Source organism: Dysgonomonas sp. Marseille-Q5470 (genome assembly GCF_951230145.1).
Classification (GTDB): Bacteria; Bacteroidota; Bacteroidia; order Bacteroidales; family Dysgonomonadaceae; genus Dysgonomonas.
The window spans coordinates 129,718-147,792 of sequence record NZ_CATNVE010000003.1 but is presented as its reverse complement, the minus strand read 5'-3'; the positions used below and the strand labels follow the sequence as shown (position 1 = coordinate 147,792).

The window sequence follows — 18,075 nt, the reverse complement described above, 5'->3', positions numbered from 1 at the left end:
TGAAATTTATTGCTCATAATTTTATTTTTACAAAAGCAAAAGTATACATTATTTGCAATAAACCAAACTTTATGTCATTATTTTTTCACTTTTAATCAGAATCTCCACCGGAATTAAACCTTTCCCTGTGACGCTTCAATTCGTCTTCTTTGAATCGAATATCAACTGATCTATACTTTTCCAACTTCTCAGCCGACAGTACTTTTGCAAACTTCTTATAATATTCGATTTGTAACTGAGAATCCCTCTGTTCCGATTCTAGATTCAATTGAACAATTCTTTTATAATCTGCATCCGTTTTGTCTTTTTTACGCTTCAGTTCGCGGGTCTCTCTTCGTGCCTCACGGTTAGCTTCATATTTTTTCATTGAAAACTCTGCTTCCAACGGCAAAAATGCTTTAGCTTCCGCATCGGTTAAGTTTAGTTCTTTTTTTAAATACTCTGCTTTCTTTTGGTTGAATGCTTGTATATCGAACCGTCCTCCACCTTGTCTCGGTCTATTCTGGGCTGCAACTGAAAACGTAAAACAGAACAGCAACAACAAAACCAGAATACTTTTCAACTTCATATCGGTATTCATTATTAATAGTTATATAACATTTCCTTAAATTGAGATTTTCTTACCTCATCCTGCAAAAAAAGATAGTAATCCTCTTCGTCCTGAGCGCTGGTATATGCAATAGTTTCTCCGGTCATATCCGTCTTTTGATTGGCATATTGTTTATCCGAAGGCATATTGTTTTTGTCAAAAACACCAACTGTGAACAAAACACCAACAATTGCTGCAGCAGCTGCTGTCCAAGGCAATACCTTCTTCCACAACGGAACAATCTTTGCCTTTGATTCTTCTTTAGAAGGCAGTTGATCCATTATCCTGTTATTAAAATTCTCGAAGTAATTTTCGGGAACTTTAAAAGGTTTTTTGCTTTTGTCAAAATTATCCAACATGATTGTTTAATCTTTAGATTCCTTATCTGTAGTATAGACTATTATTTAGATAAAAGGTTTAATTCTCTGTTGTTAAAAATTCCTCTATTTTTTTTACCGCATGATGATAAGACGCTTTTAGCGCACCCACAGAGGTTTCTAAAATTTCGGACATATCTTCATATTTCATTTCATCAAAATATTTCATATTGAACACAATGCGCTGCTTCTCCGGTAAAAGAAGAATAGCTTTCTGTAGTTTCAGTTGAGCTTCGTCTCCGTCAAAATACTCATCACCTTCGAGCTTACCCAATGAAAACGTATCTGCATCATCTATCGAAACATTGTTAAGAGATCGCTGCTTATTGAGAAATGTAATAGCTTCATTAACAGCTATACGATAAAGCCAGGTAGACAGCTTGGAGTCTCCCCGGAAATTTTCGATACTTGTCCATACTTTTATAAATGTATTTTGCAAGACATCATCCGTATCATCATGGCTCAATACGATTTTTCGTATCTGCCAATACAAAGGCTCACTATACTCCTTCACCAGCTCGGCAAATGCCGCCTGCTGAGTTTTGGGCTCGTGAAGCCTCTCTATAAGTTGTTCTTCTGCCTCCCGTGACATTTACTATAAATCTTCCAAATATCAATTACTCTATTATTCTAAATCCGAATCATCACCAAAATCGGCTTCTTCATCGGCTTCACCCTGACCATGCTCGAACCATTCGATAAAATTATCAACTTGCGTCTTGTTTTTATCCCACCATGTAAGCGATTCAGGGAAATAAGCAACACTCACATAGCGGCAATAAGTATCAAAATGTCCCGAACCTAAGATTTCTTCATAGGTAGGAACAAAGAAAAACCACAACAATCCACTTTGAGAGTCATTCTGCATTTGCGCTATAGTAAAGAATATAAGCTTCGAAGCCTCTACAAAATAAGAATATTCAGAAGCACTATCCGTGCCTTGCGGTTTCTTCAATTGTATATTCTTATACAGCCATTCCCGATCTATTCCATCTTCAGGAGTCAGCCTTACAGAACCGGGTTCTAGTTTGGCATTCAATATATCCAACATCTCACTGAAAGCATCTTTCGATCTTTCGGTATTGGGCTCCAACAATAAAAAGAAATGGAATGCATAAAAACTCTGCACCCACTGATCCAAGTCGTTCAAAGCATAAGCATACAACAAGAATGCACTCGAGTGCGTTGCATCTATTTCTATCGCTTTACGCAAGTGATGCGCAGCCATTTTATTATCCTTACTATTGAAGTAGCAGAGTCCTAAGTTGAAGTGAAGCAAATACTCATCTCCACATCTGACAATGGCATCGTTCAACGTTTTAATCGCATCGCTCATCTTATCCATATTAGCCAGCGCCGTACCCTTTACAATATAGGCATCCATAAGTAAAGGCTGAAAGTTGGCATTAATAACCTTTGAGCTCAAGCTTACCGCACGCTCATAATTATTAAGCTTCAAATAAGACAAAGACATTTCGTAAACAGCAGACATTGACGAAGGATTTACCTTCAATGCCTCTTCATAAGAAGATATGGCTTCTTTATAACGCCCCTTATCATGAAGGCTAACCCCTTCTCTAATGAGTTTTTCGGAGGAAGACTGAGCCTTTATAGATAATGTTGCGAATAATAGAATTAATATAAAGATGATATTCTTCATGCCATAAAATTGTTTAGAGCTACAAAAATAAGAAAATCCTGCTAAAATAAGCCTTTAACTAAAATTCTTAGACTTTTTTAAAAGACCGAGGTTTAATATACAGCTATTTCATATTATCTAAAAACAACGATTTTATCCACATCTTACATTTATATATAGATATTCAATTTTAGCTTACTTTATCTATGCGTAATATAATCTTTCTATATAAAAGACGTCACATAATAGAACATTTTTATTATTTTTGTTATTCTAGGTATTTGGACATAACTAAAAAAACAATGATCGATGAAAAGTAATACGTTTGACATAGAGATGATTCGTAAATTCTATGAATCTTACCAAAAAAAAGTTGATGAAGCAAAGAAGATTCTTAAGCGACCATTAACCCTTAGCGAGAAAATCCTATATGCTCACCTATCAACAGATGAGCCTTTAAAAAACTATGTCCGTGCCACCGATTATGTAAACTTTTCACCCGATAGGGTTGCCATGCAGGATGCTACGGCTCAAATGGCTTTATTACAACTAATGAATTCAGGGCGAACAAAAGTGGCTGTGCCTTCCACCGTACACTGCGACCACCTGATACAAGCTCATAAATCGGCAAAAGAAGACCTGAACACGGCCGAAGTAACAAACAAAGAGGTATATGACTTTCTGAGTGCCGTATCAAATAAATTCGGCATCGGGTTTTGGAAGCCGGGAGCCGGCATCATACACCAAGTAGTGCTCGAGAACTATGCCTTCCCGGGAGGAATGATGATAGGAACAGACTCTCATACACCTAATGCCGGAGGATTGGGCATGATAGCCATAGGCGTGGGTGGTGCCGATGCGGTAGACGTTATGGCGGGAATGCCTTGGGAACTAAAAATGCCTAAACTGATCGGTGTCAAACTCACAGGAAAACTATCAGGGTGGGCTTCGCCAAAAGATGTAATACTGAAATTGGCAGGAATACTTACCGTAAAAGGAGGCACGAATGCTATTATAGAATATTTCGGAGATGGAACAAGTTCGCTATCTGCTACGGGAAAAGCAACTATATGTAATATGGGAGCAGAAGTAGGGGCAACCACATCCATCTTCCCTTACGACAAAAAATCATCAGATTACCTAAAAGCAACAGAACGCACCGATGTATCTGAACTTGCAGATAAAGTAATTAGATATCTTCAACCGGATATAGAAACAGTAAACAATCCGAAAGAATACTTCGATCAGGTGATAGAAATAGAATTATCTACACTCGAACCATACGTAAATGGCCCATTCACTCCCGACGCAGCTCATCCGATTTCAGAATTTGCAAAAGTAGTGAAAGAAAAAGGCTATCCTCAAAAAATGGAAGTGGGCTTGATAGGGTCGTGTACGAACTCATCGTATGAAGACTTATCACGAGCAGTATCGATTGTAAAAGACGCAAAACAAAAGCATGTAGAAGTTAAAGCACAATTCATTATCAACCCCGGATCGGAACAAGTACGTTATACAGCCGAAAGAGACGGCATACTTCCTGCCTTCGAAGAAGTGGGCGCTACCATAATGGCAAATGCCTGTGGCCCATGTATAGGACAATGGAAACGTGAAAGCGAAGACCCTGAGCGTGCGAATTCTATCGTTACCTCTTTTAACAGGAACTTTGCAAAAAGAAACGACGGGAACCCAAATACACACGCATTTGTTACATCTCCTGAGATTGTTGCCGCATTGAGCATTGCCGGCGATCTTTGTTTCAACCCTATGACTGACACTTTAGTAAATAGTGAGGGGGAGAAAGTAAAATTGGAAGAGCCAAAAGGATATGAATTACCTCCGTTAGGATATGAATTGAAAGAATCCGGATTTTTAGCACCTATTGCAGATGGATCGGATATCGAAATCAGCATAGCAAAAGATTCGCAACGACTTCAAGAATTAGCCCCATTTGCTTCCTGGAATGGCAAAGACATCATAGAACAACCGCTTCTTATTAAGGTAAAAGGAAAGTGTACAACAGACCATATTTCGATGGCAGGTCCGTGGCTTCGATTCAGAGGACATCTGGATAACATCTCCGACAATATGCTCATTGGGGCAGTAAACGCTTTCAATGAGAAGACAAATGCAGTACTTGATCAAGAAACGAACGAATACATACCAGTTCCAAAACTAGCCCGTAAGTTTAAAGCCGAGGGGTTAGGGTCTGTTGTTGTTGCCGAAGAAAATTATGGAGAAGGGTCTTCTCGTGAACATGCTGCGATGGAACCTCGTTTCTTGAATGTAAAAGCTATACTTGTTAAGTCTTTCGCTCGTATACACGAAACAAATCTGAAAAAACAAGGGATGCTAGCGCTTACCTTTGTGGATAAGAATGACTATGAAAAAATAAAGGAAGACGACAAAATCAGCATAATCGGACTCACCGAATTTAAACCCGGCAAGAACCTGACTGTTGAACTAACACACAAGAATAGGACAAAAGAATCGTTTGAGGTTGCCCATACATATAATGAGGTGCAGATAGCTTGGTTTAAAGCCGGTAGTGCCCTGAACTATATGAAACAAAAATAATTTTTATTTATCTCATTATAAAGTTACACCTATAGTAAAAGGTGACATTACGAAAACATCATTAACCTGTTACTTTTGTCACCTTTGTCACCTTTTACATAGAAACACAATGTAGCAATGATCATAAACGTTGTACTATTTCACAACTTTGAAACCCTTGACGTATTCGGCCCTGTGGAAGTTTTTGGCAAAGCAGACGGATGGGAAATCAAATATTATTCTCAGGATGGCGGTTTGATTTCGAATCAAGACAATATACGCATCGCGACAGAAAAACTTGATCAGTTTATCTCCGATCAGGTATTGTTTCTTCCCGGGGGAATGGGTGCAAGGGATGAAATAAACAACTCCGGCTTTATTGATACAATAAAACATCTGGCGGCCAAAAGCCAATTCGTTATCACTGTTTGCACAGGAAGTGCACTACTCGCAAAGACGGGGCTATTGGACGGAAGAAAAGCAACGTCAAACAAACGGTCTTTCGATTGGGTAAAACAAAGCTCCGATCAAGTCACTTGGATAAAACAAGCCCGATGGGTAGTAGATGGCAAATACTATACATCCTCAGGTATTAGCGCAGGAATAGATATGGCTTTAGGCTTTATAGCAGACATAAAGGGACTAGAGAAAGCTAGAGAAATAGCAAAAAGAATAGAATACAACTGGCAGGAAGATAAAACCGTTGATAACTTCACTGATTAAAGATCAAAATATGGTAACAATAAAAAACATTGAAGAGAATGATTTCGAAGAATTAGTTGCTCTTTTTCTTGAATTTGCAACATTCCAGAACCAACCGGAAAAGATGAAAAATTCGGTAGAAAAGATGATATCCGAGAAAGACTTCCTTCATGGTTTTACAGCCAGAGATGAAGATGATAAGATTATAGGATATGCTACTTTTTTCTTTGCATATTACACATGGGTCGGTAAATCCTTATATATGGATGATCTTTACATAAAAGAACAATATAGAGGGAAGGGAATCGGCACGCTACTCATCAATACTGTTATCAAACATGCCGAGAAAGAGAAGTGCGACAGGTTAAGGTGGCAAGTTTCTGAATGGAACAAGCCAGCGATATCCTTTTACAAAAGTTTAGGAGCAAAAATAGACGAAACAGAAAAAAATTGCGACATAATATTCTAAATATATTTATATTATTCAAGAACCTATTTGAATAATTTTTTGTTCCTAATAAGTACCATTGACAAACAATTAAAACCAGATATTATGGATAGATTAAAAGATAGTGAAACAATAAAAAAAATATCAAAAACAGTAGAAACAACATGCAACATTGACAATGAACTTTTCAAAACTTTCAATGTAAAACGTGGACTTAGAAATGAAGACCATACAGGGGTTGTTGTTGGTCTCACAAAGGTAGGTGACGTTGTTGGGTACGAACGTGATGCTGAGGGAAATCTGACACCTATACCGGGAAGACTGATATACAGGGGAATTAGCCTTGAAGATATAGTAAAAGGAGCTCAAAAAGAAGACCGACTAGGATTTGAAGAAGTCGTTTATCTTATTCTATCGGGTAATCTGCCAAGCAAAGTAGAGCTAAAAGAGTTTTCGGGTGTAATAAGCAGAACTATGGATTTGAATCCTAAAATCGTAATGCATATATTAGACTTGGTAGGAAAAGACATCATGAACTATTTATCAAGGTGCGTGCTCGAGCTATACACATTCGATGAGAATCCAGACGATACGACTCCCGAAAATCTAATCAAGCAATCCGTCAATCTGATTGCAACATTCCCTACCATAGTAGCCTATGCACATAATGCCATACGACATGGACAAGGTAAGTCCTTACATATAAGACACCCTCAGCCGGACGTTTCTCTTGCCGAGAATTTCCTTTACATGATGAAAGGACGCCACTATACTCCACTGGATGTAAAAATACTAGACCTTGCCATGATGGTACACGCCGACCACGGTGGAGGTAACAACTCTACATTTACGGTACGCGTAACCAGCTCGACAGGAACCGATACATATTCTACTATTGCCGCAGGCATAGGCTCACTGAAAGGGCCTCTTCATGGAGGAGCAAACCTGAAGGTTATAGACATGATACAAACTATCAAGAGTGAGGTTAAAGACTGGACCAGCGTTGAAGAAATAGACAATTACCTTTGTAAGATATTGAACAAAGAAGCTTATGACCGCACCGGGCTTATTTACGGTATCGGCCACGCTATATATACCATATCAGATCCTCGCACTGTTCTCCTGAAAGAAATGGCCCGGGATTTGGCAATCGAGAAAGGTCGCGAAGCTGAGTATAATTTCTACACCTTATTAGAAGAGCGAGCGATCTTCAACTTCATGGAAACAAAAGGGAAAAATGTAAACAAACAGGTATGTGCCAATGTGGACTTTTACTCCGGATTTGTATACGATATGATTGGTCTTCCGCAGGAAATTTATACCCCTTTATTTGCTATGGCTCGTATTGTCGGATGGACAGCACACCGCATCGAAGAACTAAACTTTAAGCAAAAACGAATCATCCGTCCTGCATATAAAAATGCAGCTGACGTTCGTGAATACATACCTATAGATAAAAGATAATGAAGCAACTCGTATTAATTGCAGCAAGTGTATACGGAACTATATCTGTTATACTTGGAGCTTTTGGAGCACATGCCTTCAAGGCGATGCTAACTCCCGATAAGCTAGCGAGCTTCGACACAGGGGTGCGTTACCAGATGTATCATGCGATTGTATTGCTGGTAATAGGCCTGACTCTATCTTTCACATCATCTCTCGAGAAGTGGGCTGCTATCTCCATCATTGTGGGTGTATTCTTATTTTCGTTTAGTATTTATTTTCTAGCCTTCTCCGAATATTGGAATGTGAACTTAAAATTTTTAGGTCCTATTACCCCTATCGGAGGGATGTTTATGATTGCAGGATGGGTGCTGCTGGTTGTATTTTTCATTAAAAATAAAATTATTTGATTTTTTTTGATTTTTTCTGTAACCAAAAACATAGTTATGCCGTCATATCTATAAGTTAACAATTTTAAATTATTATAGAAATGAAATCTATTTTATACACAATCAGCATTAGTTTATTAATATTTGTTGCCCAGTCTTGTAATTTCAATTCGGTAAGAGGTAACGGAACAATAGTAGAAAACGAAGTTAGTATATCTGACTATAAAGCCATTGAATTTGGTGGGGGCGGTGAACTCATTTATGAACAAAAGCCTGACACAGCACCATATGTACGCGTAGAAACTGATGAAAATATTTATCCGTTGTTGATAATAAAAACAGATGGAGATGTACTGTCTTTCAAGAGCAAAGAAAACATCAACCCTACAACATACAAAATATATACTAACTCGAAAGACCTGACAAGCCTAAGCATCAGCGGTTCTATGAAAGCTCACTTAAAAGGCAAGTTAGAAACTTCAAAATTAGACATATCAGTATCAGGGAGTGGCAACATTATTATAGACAGCCTTATATGTCACTCATTGTCAACAAGAGTATCAGGATCGGGCGATGTAAATGCAAAAGGTAAAGTAACAAACATAGACTCCAGAATATCAGGTAGCGGTAAAGTAATAGCTACTGATCTAGTTGCCGACTCTGTTAAATGTTCGGTATCAGGTAGTGGTGACTTTTTTGTATATGCCAATAAATATCTGGACGTAAGCATTTCTGGCAGTGGTAGCGTTAAATACAAAGGCAACCCACAAATAGATCAGTCAATATCCGGAAGCGGTAAGATTTCGAGACAAGAATAAGAAAACTAAAGCAATAAAAACAAAAAAGATTATCCCGGTTGGGATAATCTTTTTGTATTATAATACAATAGCAATTGTATAAAACTAAACAACTATAATCCTATTTGAGTTTTTATAAAGTTATTCGCTTCATCTTCACTCTGGAAATATATAAGTCCTTTAAACTCAAACGGGAAGTTATCGAAAGGCAAAGAGAATCGCTTCTTTTCACACGTTACGGAAAAGTCCTCATAATTGGTCGTCGTAAAATTTACAACTTCGTCAGGAGAGTCAATCTTAAACACCTTTATAGACAACTTTTTGGGGTCAACTCTATATAATATATCCCCTACCTTCAAAACATCTCTAAGTCTCATAGCAATATCATTTTAAAAGATGGAACAATAGGTCATATTATAACAACCATCTATAACACATTGTTCACAAAATTATCTATTTGATATAAAAGAGATATGAGTATAGGGAATATATGATTAATATTAATAACATAGCAATTAGTACTAAATATGGGTATATTGCTACCATTTACAAACAGAAGGGGGTACAGTATCAACACAAACAGTAACATATTTCCAGAAATGCACAGTTTCTTGTTTTTTGTGCACAATGTAAGTTTTTTTATAATTTTAATTTCGTTGTCTTATATTTTAATAGTACCTTTGGGGCGAACTAAATAATAACTTTTTATTCAAATATAACATGGATATTTCGCACATTGAACATCTAGGTATTGCTGTGAAAAGCATCGAAGAACAACTTCCTTATTATGAAGGAGTTTTAGGCTTAAAATGCTACAGCATAGAGGTTGTTGAAGATCAAAAAGTAAAGACCGCTTTTTTTAAAGTAGGCCAAACAAAAATCGAACTGCTTGAACCGACAAGTCCAGACAGCACAATTGCTAAATTTATTGAGAAAAAAGGAGAAGGAATTCACCACATTGCATGGTGTGTTCAAAACGGCGTAGCAAACGCTTTAGCTGAAGTAGAAGCTAAAGGAGTTCAACTAATAGACAAAGCCCCTCGCCGTGGTGCTGAAGGTCTTGATATCGCATTCCTTCACCCGAAATCAACAGGAAGCGTTCTTACAGAACTTTGTGAGACTCCAAAAAAATAAATAAGAAGATGACTTTACTCATTAAACCCACAATGAAGTAAAGTCATTTTTGCATTATCCTATAATTTAATTAGAATCTAAAATATTAAAACATGGGCCAACTTGAAAAAGTAAAAGAGCTGATAGAGCTCCGCGCAAAGGCACGCCTCGGTGGAGGAGAAAAGAGAATAGAAGCTCAACATGCAAAAGGCAAGTATACTGCACGCGAACGCTTAGCCATCTTATTGGATGAAGGCAGTTTCGAAGAATTTGACATGTTCGTTGAACACCGCAGTACAAACTTCGGAATGGACAAACAAAAATTCCTTGGAGACGGAGTCGTAACAGGCTGTGGTACGATCGAAGGTCGTCTTGTTTATGTCTTCGCTCAAGACTTTACTGTTATAGGAGGATCACTTTCCGAAACTATGGCATTAAAGATCTGTAAAGTAATGGATATGGCAATGAAAGTAGGTGCTCCGGTAATCGGCATCAACGACTCGGGAGGTGCACGTATACAGGAAGGAGTTAACGCTCTTGCAGGCTATTCAGAAATTTTCCAACGCAATATCTTAGCTTCAGGTGTAATACCTCAAATATCAGGAATCTTCGGTCCATGTGCCGGTGGTGCAGTATATTCACCAGCTTTGACAGACTTTGTCTTGATGACAGAAGGAACATCTTATATGTTCCTTACAGGACCTAAAGTTGTAAAAACTGTAACCGGAGAAGACGTGACACAAGAAGAACTTGGTGGAGCAAGCGTACACACTACTAAATCGGGTGTTGCTCATTTCTCTGTAGCGAACGAAGATGATGGATTATCTTTGATCCGTCACTTATATAGCTTCCTTCCTCAAAACAATATGGAAGAAGCTCCTCGTAAAGAATGTACAGACCCAGCTGCCAGAATGGAAGATTTACTAAATGAAATCATCCCCGACAATCCGAATAAACCATACGATATGTTTGAAGTAATCGGTGCGGTTGTCGACAATGGCGAATTCCTTGAGGTACATGGAAACTATGCTAAGAACATAATAATTGGTTTTGCCCGCATGAATGGTCAATCTGTTGGTATCGTGGCTAACCAACCTAAATACCTTGCCGGAGTACTAGACATCAACGCTTCACGCAAAGCAGCTCGTTTCGTACGCTTCTGCGATGCTTTCAATATTCCGTTGGTGACATTGGTAGACGTACCGGGATTCCTTCCTGGAACAGGTCAAGAATACGGCGGTGTAATTACACATGGCGCAAAACTTCTTTATGCATACGGAGAAGCTACAGTACCTAAAGTAACAGTTACTCTACGTAAGTCTTACGGAGGTTCACACATCGTAATGAGCTGTAAACAACTTCGTGGCGACATCAACTATGCATGGCCTACTGCCGAAATCGCAGTTATGGGTGCTGATGGAGCAGCAGAAGTGCTTTACGCGAAAGAAATCAAAGAATCTGAGAATCCGGCTGAAGCACTTGCTGCAAAGAAAGCAGAATACAACAAATTATTCTGTAATCCTTTCAACGCTGCACGCTATGGATATATCGATGACGTAATAGAACCGAGAAATACTCGTTTCCGCGTTATCCGCGCTTTGGAACAACTGAGAACTAAAAAGCAAGTCAATCCTTCTAAGAAGCATGACAACCTGCCTCTATAATCTCTAAACGAATTAGTATTATGAGTAATAATAATATACCGTCAGAAGTATTAGCAGCTATAGCCTTAGCTATATATGATGTGCAAAACCAGCACGACATAGAAAGCAATGTGCTAACGATCAAACATGTGTCGAAAGATTATCTACCATGGGCTGACAAAAGTAAAGCTATGCTTCAAATGCCAGTAAGAAAATAAAATTTGATAAATTATTATGAAACAGTTCATATATAGAATAAACGGACAGGAATACATAGTAGCCGTAAACAAGATGGATAACGGTCTTGCTGAAGTTGCAGTAAACGGAAGCAACTATAAAGTAGAATTGGTAAACAACGAGGAAGAAATCACTCTTGTTACTCGTCCGGCTTCGAAAGCACCGGCAGCTACTGCCACTGCAGCACCTAAAGCTACAACTTCGGCACCAACCAAACCAGCAAGTGGTGGTGCAGGCAGTGTAAAATCTCCACTTCCGGGCATCATCATCGACGTATTAGTTAATGAAGGTGACGAAGTAAAGAAAGGACAAACTGTAGTTATGCTTGAGGCTATGAAAATGGAGAATGCTATCCAAGCTACTCAAGACGGAAAGGTTACCGGCATACATGTATCTAAAGGAGACTCTGTACTAGAAGGAGTTGCTCTGATTACAATCGGATAAAAAACAACTATCTATAAAGTAGCGCCGCATAAATTAATTTTTATGCGGCGCTCTCTTTTTATCTCACCTTACGCTAAAGAGTATTTTCCTATCTCCTATAACTCTATAGCACAATTAAACTAAAAAAACTATTTATCAACAATTTACACAGCAGTCACTTTGTTAAAAAACAAAAAAAAAGAAAATTTATATGCAACGTTTTTATATCCCCACCATCTATATACTAAATGAGCACTAGAACAATACTTAAAAACAAAGCTACACTACATAATTAAAACTATATATTCTTTATTTTTAAAGGTATATTAAAAGAGAAAACAAACAACATTACTACGCTAATTAAGAGAAAGCTACATAAATTAATTTTTATGTAGCTTTTTTATATACAAATTCAAAATCATATCATTTACATTTGAATCCCCTCACCCACTTTGTTTCAAGATTAGACTTAAAATATTTATTTATTCCAAAAAAACTTTATACCTTTGCGCCGTTCTTTTGAGTTTTAAATACAATACGTGGGAAAGTTTAGCTTATATAATATCCCTTTGAGAAGTTTAACCGAAGGGAAACATGAATTCAAGTATGACTTGGATAATAAGTACTTTGCTCTTATTGATGACGGCACAGCCGATATAAAAAGGGGCAACTTAAAAGTAGTAGTATCTTTAAAAAAGACCAGTACTATTTTTGAGCTCAATTTTGATATTACCGGATTTGTTTTAGTTCCATGCGACAGATGTTTAGACGACATCAACATGAATGTGGAAACAAAAAATAAGCTTGTCGTTAAATTCGGTAAAGAATACTCTGAAGAAAGTGATGAGATTGTTATCATCCCTGAAGATGATGGAGAAATTAATATCGCATGGTTTTTGTATGAATTTATCGTACTCAGTTTACCAGCAAAACGAATACATCCTCCGGGCACATGCAATAAAACAATGTCTTCTAAGTTAAATAAGCATAGAGCTAAAAGTTCTTCCGATGAAGATTCGGACGAAGACGACTTGGATGATATCGAAATAGAGGACGACTCATCCCTTACAGATTCTCGTTGGGACGCATTGAAAGATGTCTCTATTGACGAGGATTAAATAAGAACAGGAATTTGATTTTTTAATTCAGATATATAGAAATAACTAAATAAAACAAAAAGATGGCACATCCGAAACGAAGACAGTCAAAGTCTAGAACAGCTAAAAGAAGAACTCATGACAAAGCAGTAGCTCCAACATTAGCTGTATGCTCTAATTGCGGCTCTTGGCATGTATTCCACACAGTTTGCCCTGAGTGCGGATACTACAGAGGTAAATTGGCAATAGAAAAAGGAGCGGCGGTTTAATATCTTAAACCAAGACTTTAAGCCCTAATATTAGGGCATTTTTTTTATAAATACTCACAAAACCAAAAAATACAATGATTCGAGCTGCAATTACCGGTATAGGAGCATATGTCCCTGAGGATATTCTCACCAACAGTGATATTGAAAAATTGGTGGATACTACAGACGAATGGATCATGACCCGTGTCGGAATCAAAGAACGTCGTGTACTCAAAGGCGAAGGCAAAGGAACTTCTGTTATGGGAGCCGAAGCTGTGAAAGAATTATTGAAGAAAACAAATACCAAACCAGAAGAGGTTGAGGTAATCATTTTTGCCACTACTACACCTGACTATGTATTTCCATCAACGGCTGCGATGACAGCTGAAGCTTGTGGAATAAAAAATGCTTTAGGGTTTGATATCCAAGCTGCATGTTCAGGCTTTATATATGCATTAGAGGTTGGCTCTAACTTTATCAAATCAGGCAAGTACAAAAAAGTAATTGTAGCTGCAGGAGATAAAATGACATCTATAGCCAACTATAAAGATCGTGCTACATGTCCTCTATTTGGAGATGCTGCAGGTGCTGTAATGCTGGAGCCTACCGAAGAAGAGTTTGGCATTATGGATAGTATTCTTCATCTCGATGGAATTGGAATAACTCATCTCCACCAATATGGAGGGGGTTCGGCTTATCCGGCTTCACACGAGACCGTAGATAAAGACATGCACTATGTATATCAAGAAGGACAAGTAGTATTCAAACATGCCGTATCTAAAATGGCTGATGTTTCTGTAGAGATAATGGAACGTAATAATCTATCAAACGAATCTGTAGACTGGTTAGTTCCTCATCAGGCAAACATTCGCATCATAGAGGCTGTAGGAAATCGCATGGGACTTTCACCAAACAAGGTTATGGTAAACATACAAAAGTATGGTAATACAAGTGCCGCCACAATTCCTGTCTGCATACACGAATGGGAATCTCAGCTTAAGAAAGGAGACAACCTCATCCTTACAGCATTTGGTGGAGGATTTACATGGGGAGCTTTATACTTAAAATGGGCATATTGATTATCGCCTGTCAATTAATAAAAACAAAAAAGGTGCCAAATGGCACCTTTTATTGTTTATGTAGAATACTAATTAATATTCACGTCTTCTAAAACCACCGTTTCCACCTCTGTTGTTATCGAAGTTTCTGCGTGGGCGGTCTCCACCTTCTGTACGAGGACGAGCTTCTGAAACAGAAATAGTTCTTCCGTCATATTCAGCACCATTTAATTCTTCAATAGCTTTTTGTCCGGCTGCATTGTCTTCAAGTTCAACAAATCCATAACCTTTAGAACGGCCTGTAGCCTTGTCCATAATAACTTTTGCTGAGGAAATTTCACCGTATTCGTTGAATAAATCTCTCAAATCATTGTCGTTGATGCTGTAGCTCAACCCTGCAATAAAAATGTTCATTGTAAAAAAATAAAATTTAAAATTTAATACTTTGCAGAAGAAGTAAATAAGAATAAAAAGCTAAAATAAACTAGACAAGAAAGGTTACCAAGAAGGGAAGTGACTTGCGAAGAAAAATTTAAACCATACTGTTAAGAACTCTAATGCTCCACAAATATAAAAATAAAAATCAGTTATTTAACTCTTTATCTATTATTTTTTTGTTATAAGTTAATATTTTAGGATTATATAACTGAGATATGGTTTAGAGACTAGGTATTAAGCCCTTTATAATTTTCAATAACTTTTATTACAGTCTCTTTATCTCTACTAATCTGATCCTTTAAAGTAGCAATATCTGAGAATTTTTCGTCAGGACGCACAAAATCAAGAAATTCTGCCGTGAGGGTTTTATTATACAGATCTCCGTCAAAATCGAAGAGATTAACCTCTATGCTTATATTATCTCCATTATGCAGTGTAGGGCGCTTGCCAATGTAAAGCATACCATCATATTTAATACCTTCGACATGTACATAGACTGCATATATACCAAATGCAGGAACGACCTTGTAAGTCTCCCATATCTGTATATTGGCAGTTGGGAAACCTATCGTCCTGCCTACTTTAAATCCTTCTACAATCTTTCCTGAGATGGTGTAGTTATATGATAATAGCTTCCCCGCTTTACGGATGTATCCTTCTGCCAGAAGCTTACGTATACGTGACGAACTAACATGTTCGAGCCCGGGTAAAGCTTTAGCTTCTATGACCTGCATTTTTATTTCACTGCCATAGCGTTCGTAGTCTGAAAAGTCATCTTCTCTATTGTGACCAAAACGATGATCGTAGCCTATGATGAGAGAATCAACATTCAGTTTTTCTTTCAGGATATCCTGCATGAATCTCTTAGCAGACATTTGTGATATCTCAACCGTAAAGTCGAGACAAATACAATAATCGATTCCGGTAGTAGCCAGACGCTCTATCTTTTCGTCATAGCCACAAAGTAAAGACGGCTGATAGTCTTTTTGCAACACCTTTCGCGGATGTACAGGAAAAGTTATGACGGCAGAGGGTAAACCTCGCTTGGCGGCTTCTTCTTTAACCTGATCAATAAGATACCGATGTCCGGTATGTACACCATCGAAAAAGCCAATAGTAGCCACTAATGGCGGAAGTTCTATTTTGTTTGTCTTATCCACTAACTGCATATCCTAAGTATTAACTTATAATAGGTCTCTATCAGTAAACACTTTTCTTAGGTCTTCTGTTTGATCGACCAGACAAGTTTCAAAGCCAATCTCTTTACCTATTTCTATATTCACTTTGCCATCATCCAGAAACAGAGTCTCGGACGGAATCATTCCCGAATCGGCAAGTATAAAGTCAAATATCTCCCTGTCGGGTTTTGCATGCCCTATCTCAAAAGAAAGATAACATTTATCAAAATATGCCTGAATAGGCAAACCTTCGGGTGAGAAAGCCTCACTTGAAGCCCATTTAATTACAGATGGATTTGTATTGCTTAATAAATATACTTTATACTTTTTGCGAAGTTCTTTCAAAAGTTCAAATTTGTATGGAGGAATCCCCGCTAAAAAGCCTAACCAACCATTATCGATATCTTCGGCAACAATATTATCATTACCGCATAACTTGCGGAATTCTTTATAAAAACCTTCGGGACTTATTTTACCTTCTTCGTACTCCAGAAATATTCCTTCTTGACGAAACTCACCTAAATAATCTTCAATATTAGGAAAGCCAATAGCCGTAAAACGGTTCAACGCTTCCTGTTTATTTAGGCTTATAATAACTCCTCCCAGATCAAAAAGTATATTTTTTATTTTTTGAGACATAACGTTATATTTATTATATGCGAAGTTAGTCAATTATTTTTACATGGCTGAGATAATTCATGCATGTTTAATAAATAACCTCCATAGATCAGAAATTGCAAAAAGTGACAAAAGTGACAGTATTTTACTTGTTTTTCGATGTTACTTTTACCCTTTACAATATTTATCACACATCGAACGGCTCTTTATAATAAGATAATAATTGAAGATAAAGCTCAACGAGTTTATTCCTTTTTTACTATCCCCTTTTATCTTCTTTGTAGAGATAACGAATCTCACTCGGATAAAAAATAGTATTTTTGTCTAGCTAAACATTATCGAAGTGCTTTATAAGACAAGAGGACTGGTACTGAATACCATAAACTACAACGACAAGTATTTGCTTGCTCAGTTATTCACCGAATCATTCGGGCGGGTAACGTATATGGTGTCCAAAGCAAGAGGTAAGAGCTCAAAAGTTCCCAAATCTTTATTTTCGCCGTTAGCGATACTCGACATGGAAGTTGAGCATCAAAGCAATAGAGACATCCAAAGAATCAGAGAAGCCCGCTCCGATTTTTATTTATATGAGATCGCGGGAGATATGGGAAAAACGTCAATGACTTTTTTTCTTTCCGAGTTTTTGTCAAGGGTCTTAAAAGATGCCGACACCAGCCAATTGCTATTCGACTTTCTTGAGCAGTCAGTACAGATACTCGAGATGACGGATAAAAGCATAGCTAATTTCCATTTGGTATTTATGCTCAAACTGAGCCACTTTATGGGATTTTATCCTAACCTTGAAGAATACAGGGAAAATAATTTGTTTGATATGATAAACGGCGAGTTTGTTCATTATCAACCTTTGCATAATCATTATCTTAACAGGTACGACAGTAAAGCTTTATCTATGCTGGCACGTATTACGTACGAAAATATGCATCATTTTGTTTTCTCTCGGCAAGATCGGGTTAACATCATAAATAGAATATTGGAATACTACCGTTTACATCTATACGACTTTCCGGCACTGAAGTCGCTCGATGTCTTACACGAATTGTTTTAGCATACGATTAATTATA

At 37.6% G+C, this 18,075-nt stretch carries 22 protein-coding genes; 14 read left to right on the top strand and 8 right to left on the bottom strand.

Annotated elements, in window-relative coordinates; all coding sequences use genetic code 11:
* Nucleotides 1–91: 91 nt before the first annotated feature.
* The 4 genes from QOX35_RS06735 to QOX35_RS06720 are packed head-to-tail and all read right to left on the bottom strand — an operon-like array spanning nucleotide 92 to nucleotide 2,626.
* Complete coding sequence (locus tag QOX35_RS06735; protein ID WP_283686279.1) at nucleotides 92–580, bottom strand: hypothetical protein; 489 nt, start codon at nucleotides 578–580, stop codon at nucleotides 92–94.
* A gap of 2 nt (nucleotides 581–582) precedes the next feature.
* Nucleotides 583–948, bottom strand: coding sequence for a hypothetical protein (locus tag QOX35_RS06730; protein ID WP_283686278.1), 366 nt, complete (start codon nucleotides 946–948; stop codon nucleotides 583–585).
* Between the two features lie 58 nt (nucleotides 949–1,006).
* Complete coding sequence (locus QOX35_RS06725; protein WP_283686277.1) at nucleotides 1,007–1,558, bottom strand: RNA polymerase sigma factor; 552 nt, start codon at nucleotides 1,556–1,558, stop codon at nucleotides 1,007–1,009.
* A 33-nt stretch (nucleotides 1,559–1,591) separates the two neighbouring features.
* Nucleotides 1,592–2,626 (bottom strand): tetratricopeptide repeat protein, encoded by a 1,035-nt coding sequence (locus QOX35_RS06720; protein ID WP_283686276.1) that lies wholly within the window; start codon nucleotides 2,624–2,626, stop codon nucleotides 1,592–1,594.
* Between the two features lie 288 nt (nucleotides 2,627–2,914).
* Between QOX35_RS06720 and QOX35_RS06715 the strand changes: the two genes are divergently transcribed.
* The 6 genes from QOX35_RS06715 to QOX35_RS06690 all read left to right on the top strand — a co-directional run bounded on the left by QOX35_RS06715 (nucleotide 2,915) and on the right by QOX35_RS06690 (nucleotide 8,961).
* On the top strand, nucleotides 2,915–5,182 hold the full coding sequence (locus QOX35_RS06715; RefSeq protein WP_283686275.1) for an aconitate hydratase: 2,268 nt from the start codon (nucleotides 2,915–2,917) through the stop codon (nucleotides 5,180–5,182).
* Nucleotides 5,183–5,299: 117 nt separating this feature from the next.
* Nucleotides 5,300–5,884: a DJ-1/PfpI family protein gene (locus QOX35_RS06710; protein ID WP_283686274.1), complete on the top strand. Its 585-nt coding sequence runs from the start codon at nucleotides 5,300–5,302 to the stop codon at nucleotides 5,882–5,884.
* A 10-nt stretch (nucleotides 5,885–5,894) separates the two neighbouring features.
* Nucleotides 5,895–6,332, top strand: a complete 438-nt coding sequence (locus QOX35_RS06705; RefSeq protein ID WP_283686272.1) for a GNAT family N-acetyltransferase — start codon at nucleotides 5,895–5,897, stop codon at nucleotides 6,330–6,332.
* Nucleotides 6,333–6,416: 84 nt separating this feature from the next.
* On the top strand, nucleotides 6,417–7,775 hold the full coding sequence (locus QOX35_RS06700) for a citrate synthase (protein ID WP_135103807.1): 1,359 nt from the start codon (nucleotides 6,417–6,419) through the stop codon (nucleotides 7,773–7,775).
* On the top strand, nucleotides 7,775–8,164 hold the full coding sequence (locus tag QOX35_RS06695; RefSeq protein ID WP_283686271.1) for a DUF423 domain-containing protein: 390 nt from the start codon (nucleotides 7,775–7,777) through the stop codon (nucleotides 8,162–8,164). Before QOX35_RS06700 ends, QOX35_RS06695 begins: the two co-directional genes overlap by 1 nt.
* 80 nt (nucleotides 8,165–8,244) lie before the next feature.
* Nucleotides 8,245–8,961, top strand: coding sequence for a head GIN domain-containing protein (locus QOX35_RS06690; RefSeq protein ID WP_135103805.1), 717 nt, complete (start codon nucleotides 8,245–8,247; stop codon nucleotides 8,959–8,961).
* 92 nt (nucleotides 8,962–9,053) lie between these two features.
* Here the strand turns inward: QOX35_RS06690 and QOX35_RS06685 are convergent, their stop codons facing one another.
* Nucleotides 9,054–9,317 (bottom strand): hypothetical protein, encoded by a 264-nt coding sequence (locus QOX35_RS06685; RefSeq protein ID WP_135103804.1) that lies wholly within the window; start codon nucleotides 9,315–9,317, stop codon nucleotides 9,054–9,056.
* 343 nt (nucleotides 9,318–9,660) lie between these two features.
* Here QOX35_RS06685 and mce point away from each other — a divergent pair, with 343 nt between their 5' ends.
* The 7 genes from mce to QOX35_RS06650 all read left to right on the top strand — a co-directional run bounded on the left by mce (nucleotide 9,661) and on the right by QOX35_RS06650 (nucleotide 14,780).
* The gene (gene mce, locus QOX35_RS06680; RefSeq protein ID WP_283686270.1) at nucleotides 9,661–10,074 is read left to right on the top strand and encodes a methylmalonyl-CoA epimerase; all 414 of its coding nucleotides are present in this window, start codon (nucleotides 9,661–9,663) and stop codon (nucleotides 10,072–10,074) included.
* A gap of 92 nt (nucleotides 10,075–10,166) precedes the next feature.
* Nucleotides 10,167–11,717 carry an acyl-CoA carboxylase subunit beta gene (locus tag QOX35_RS06675; protein ID WP_135103803.1) on the top strand — a complete coding sequence of 517 codons (1,551 nt, stop codon included), beginning with the start codon at nucleotides 10,167–10,169 and terminating at the stop codon, nucleotides 11,715–11,717.
* A gap of 20 nt (nucleotides 11,718–11,737) precedes the next feature.
* The gene (locus QOX35_RS06670; RefSeq protein ID WP_167755417.1) at nucleotides 11,738–11,914 is read left to right on the top strand and encodes a hypothetical protein; all 177 of its coding nucleotides are present in this window, start codon (nucleotides 11,738–11,740) and stop codon (nucleotides 11,912–11,914) included.
* 16 nt (nucleotides 11,915–11,930) lie between these two features.
* The gene (locus QOX35_RS06665; RefSeq protein ID WP_252637693.1) at nucleotides 11,931–12,377 is read left to right on the top strand and encodes a biotin/lipoyl-containing protein; all 447 of its coding nucleotides are present in this window, start codon (nucleotides 11,931–11,933) and stop codon (nucleotides 12,375–12,377) included.
* A 518-nt stretch (nucleotides 12,378–12,895) separates the two neighbouring features.
* Nucleotides 12,896–13,474, top strand: coding sequence for a YceD family protein (locus tag QOX35_RS06660; protein WP_135103801.1), 579 nt, complete (start codon nucleotides 12,896–12,898; stop codon nucleotides 13,472–13,474).
* A gap of 62 nt (nucleotides 13,475–13,536) precedes the next feature.
* Nucleotides 13,537–13,722 carry a 50S ribosomal protein L32 gene (gene rpmF, locus QOX35_RS06655; RefSeq protein WP_006842407.1) on the top strand — a complete coding sequence of 62 codons (186 nt, stop codon included), beginning with the start codon at nucleotides 13,537–13,539 and terminating at the stop codon, nucleotides 13,720–13,722.
* 74 nt (nucleotides 13,723–13,796) lie between these two features.
* Nucleotides 13,797–14,780 carry a beta-ketoacyl-ACP synthase III gene (locus QOX35_RS06650; protein ID WP_135103800.1) on the top strand — a complete coding sequence of 328 codons (984 nt, stop codon included), beginning with the start codon at nucleotides 13,797–13,799 and terminating at the stop codon, nucleotides 14,778–14,780.
* 72 nt (nucleotides 14,781–14,852) lie between these two features.
* Here QOX35_RS06650 and rbp read toward each other — a convergent pair whose 3' ends face one another.
* The 3 genes from rbp to QOX35_RS06635 all read right to left on the bottom strand — a co-directional run bounded on the left by rbp (nucleotide 14,853) and on the right by QOX35_RS06635 (nucleotide 17,014).
* Nucleotides 14,853–15,173: an RNA-binding regulator gene (gene rbp, locus QOX35_RS06645; protein ID WP_006842405.1), complete on the bottom strand. Its 321-nt coding sequence runs from the start codon at nucleotides 15,171–15,173 to the stop codon at nucleotides 14,853–14,855.
* Between the two features lie 251 nt (nucleotides 15,174–15,424).
* A complete protein-coding gene (ribF, locus tag QOX35_RS06640; protein ID WP_283686269.1) occupies nucleotides 15,425–16,366 on the bottom strand; it encodes a riboflavin biosynthesis protein RibF in 942 nt (313 codons plus the stop codon).
* A gap of 15 nt (nucleotides 16,367–16,381) precedes the next feature.
* Nucleotides 16,382–17,014: an HAD family hydrolase gene (locus QOX35_RS06635; protein WP_283686268.1), complete on the bottom strand. Its 633-nt coding sequence runs from the start codon at nucleotides 17,012–17,014 to the stop codon at nucleotides 16,382–16,384.
* A 322-nt stretch (nucleotides 17,015–17,336) separates the two neighbouring features.
* Here QOX35_RS06635 and recO point away from each other — a divergent pair, with 322 nt between their 5' ends.
* Nucleotides 17,337–18,059, top strand: coding sequence for a DNA repair protein RecO (recO, locus tag QOX35_RS06630; RefSeq protein WP_283686267.1), 723 nt, complete (start codon nucleotides 17,337–17,339; stop codon nucleotides 18,057–18,059).
* Nucleotides 18,060–18,075: the final 16 nt, after the last annotated feature.